Source organism: Pinirhizobacter sp. (assembly GCF_035317885.1).
Classification (GTDB): domain Bacteria; phylum Pseudomonadota; class Gammaproteobacteria; order Xanthomonadales; family Rhodanobacteraceae; genus Pinirhizobacter.
On sequence record NZ_DATHFX010000290.1, the window covers coordinates 1 to 3,279 of the forward strand.

The following is a 3,279-nucleotide window of genomic DNA, read 5'->3' on the forward strand; positions in this document are numbered from 1 at the left end:
ATTTGCCTCGTGAGAATGTCCCTCTCCGATTCCGAATGTTATAACATTCCGAAAAGTTCCCCGAGAAAGGTCTCCGATGAAACCGTCACTGCTCGCTTTCTGCATCGCCGCGGCCTGCGGCCTGGCAACGCCCGTGCTTGCCGCCACCACCGACCCGGTTCCGACCCCGGCCCCCGCCGCCCCCGATGTCGACCCGCAGAACGCGACCAATCTGGGTTCCATCGACGTCACCGCCAAGCTGGATGCGGCGCGCAACAGCCTGTCGCCGGATACCGGCAGCAGCCAGTACGTGATCGACCAAAAGACCATCGCCGCCCTGCCGTTGGGCGCCTCGACGGCCTTCAATCAGGTCATCCTGCAGGCGCCGGGCGTGGTCCAGGACTCCTTCGGACAGCTCCATGTGCGCGGGGATCATGCAATCTGCAGTACCGGATCGACGGTGTGACCATCCCGGAGAGCATCGGTGGCTTTGGCCAGACATTGGATGCCCGGATGATCGACAACATCAAGTTGATCGATGGCGCGTTGCCGGCCCAATACGGTGAACGCACCGCAGCGGTGCTCGATATCACCACGCGCCGGCTGCGCAACGATGAGGTCGGCGGTACGGTTGGCGTGACGGGCGGCCAGCAGGGCACGCTCAATCCCTACGCATCGCTGTTCGGTCACTCGGGAGCGTGGAGCTATTTCATCACGGCCAACTATCTCAAGAGCGACGAGGGGATTGAAAACCCGACCCCGTCGAAGGATCCGATCCACGATCACACCAATCAGGTCAAGGCCTTCGGTAACGTGAGCTATGTGATCAATCCGGACATGCGTCTTTCCTTCATGTTCGGGGCCGCCAACAACCGGTTTGAAATCCCCAATAACCCCGATCAGGAACCGACTTTCGGCTACCTCGATACCACCAATTTCAATTCGGCTGACCTCAACGAGCATCAGCAGGAAAAGACCCGCTTCGGCGTGCTCTCGCTACAAGGAAAGGCGGGCGACACGGCGTATCAGGTGTCGGTGGGCCAGCGCTACACCTCGCTGGCCTTCACTCCCGACGAGATTGGCGACCTGATGTTCGACGGCGTTGCTTCAACGGTGAATCGCAGCAATCGCGCCAGTACGCTGCAGGCCGACTTCGCCACGCCGCTTGGCGAGAGCAATACGCTTCGCTACGGTGCCTATGTGCTCTACGAGCGCGCATCCAGCGTCAACAATTCCATGGTGTTCCCGGCCGATGATGATGGCAACCAGACCAGCACGGTGCCCTTCAATATCAATGACGCGAGCCAGTTGACCGCCCACACCGATGCGGTCTACCTGCAGGACGAGTGGAACGTCAACAGCCAGTGGACCATCAACGGCGGCCTACGCGGCGATCGCTACAGCGCCTTTGGCCGCGTCGAATCGCAGCTCAGCCCGCGCCTTGGCACGGTTTACCAGCTGTCCGATTCCACGACGCTTCACGCGGGCTATTCGCGCTACTTCACCCCGCCGGCGACCGAGACCATCACCACCACGTCGATCGAGAAATTCACCGGCACCACCAACCAGCTGCCCAGCGACGGCAACAATACGCCCAAGAGCGAACGTTCGGACTACTACGACCTGGGCATCTCGCAAAAGGTCGGCAGCGACCTCACCCTGGGCCTGGACCTCTACGATCGACGGGTGAAGCGCTTGCAGGATGAAGGGCAGTTCGGCGCCGCCGTAGTGTTCTCCACCTTCAACTACGACCAGGGCCGCATTCGCGGTGCCGAGTTCACCGCCAACTATTCCCATGGGCCGCTCAACGCCTACTTCAACCTGGCCTCAAGCCGCGCCATGGGCAAGCGCGTCATCACCGGCCAGTACAACTTCGATCCGGACGAACTGGCATACATCTACGACAACTTCATCCACCTGGATCACGACCAGAAGCTGACGTCCTCAGGCGGGGTGAACTACGCCATTACCGATGCGACCAAGATCGGCGCCGACTACCTGTTTGGTTCGGGCCTGCGCAAGGACGGCGACGTCCCCAACGGCCTGTCGGTGCCGTATTACTTCCAGCTCAATCTCAACGTTTCGCACGATTTCGTCACCGATCAATTCGGCCTTTTCCACACGCAGTTGGCCCTCATCAACGCGCTGGATCGGACCTATGAGATTCGTGACGGTACCGGCGTGGGCGTGGGCGCGCCGCAGTTCGGGCCACGGCGCGGTGTGTTCCTGACGCTTGAAAAACCCTTCTAATAAGGAAGGAGCCTTCATCGCTGGCATTGACGAGTGAGTGGTATGTTATAACATAACCACTCCACCTCTTGGCGTTGCTCCCTTGGCCTATTCGTTGACGGACGTCCTCCTGGCCTCCTTGTCTATCGCCGCAACTTCCATTGCCTCGCGTTTGCTGGTCTGGCTGCCCACTAGCTCGCTGGCACGCGTGCTGCCCTGGCTGCAACCGGTGGCGGTGGGTTTGCTGGTGGGCGATGCCTTGCTGCATGTATTGCCCGAATCGCTTGAGACGGGCCTTTCCACCGATGCCGCCTTCAAATGCGTGGCGATCGGCGCAGGGATGCTCGTGGGCGTGGAATGTTTCGTGCGGCCGCGAGCCAGTCGCACCCGGGTTCCAGGGCCTGCGGCGTTCGCGCAGATGAACCTCACGGGCGATTTCCTTCATCACCTGGTCGATGGTGTGGTGGTGGCGGCGAGCTTCCTGGCCGGAAGCGCATCAGGCTTTGCCGTGATGCTCGCCATCATTGCGCACGAGATACCGCGGGAAGTGGGCAGCGCAGGCGTGTTGGTAGCCGGCGGCTATCCGCCGCGCAAGGCATTCTGGCTGTCGCTCGCGATGGCCTCGGCCGTTCCCCTTGGCGCGCTGCTGATGCTCGCCGCCCCGCTTCACGGCGGCGCCCTTGGCGTCGCCCTGGCATTGGCCGCGGGTACGGTGCTCTACGTGGCACTCGCCGATGTATTGCCGGCCGCCTGGAGCCGGATGGGAAGCACCCCCCGCATCGCGCCGTTCATCGGCGTGGTGACTGGGTTGGTCTTCATGTGGGTAGCGGCTGGATGGGAGGCTCGATGAAGACGATGGCGGAAAAACCGGCCTGGCTGGTGCAACTGGTTGCCGGCCTGTTTGTGCTTGCGGCAGGGCTGGGATTCGGACTGGGCGATTTCGCTGTGCAGATCGTGGCCGTGACCTTGCTCCTGGGCGCCACCGGACTTTGCAACGAGCTTGTGGTGCGCCAGGTGCGTCGCCGTCCTTCGACCTGGGTGGGGCCGTCCCGCGCGATGGTCTACCCGCGG

The 3,279-nt window shown here is 62.2% G+C and carries 2 protein-coding genes and 1 pseudogene; all 3 read left to right on the top strand.

Annotation, left to right across the window (positions count from 1 at the left end; translation table 11 throughout):
• Window positions 1-76: 76 nt before the first annotated feature.
• Window positions 77-2,229: pseudogene (locus VK519_RS09480) on the top strand (TonB-dependent receptor).
• 118 nt (window positions 2,230-2,347) lie between these two features.
• On the top strand, window positions 2,348-3,058 hold the full coding sequence (locus VK519_RS09485) for a ZIP family metal transporter (RefSeq protein WP_324349302.1): 711 nt from the start codon (window positions 2,348-2,350) through the stop codon (window positions 3,056-3,058).
• Window positions 3,055-3,279: hypothetical protein (locus VK519_RS09490; RefSeq protein WP_324349303.1), on the top strand; the 225-nt coding region annotated here is incomplete at its 3' end. The genes VK519_RS09485 and VK519_RS09490, both read left to right, overlap by 4 nt.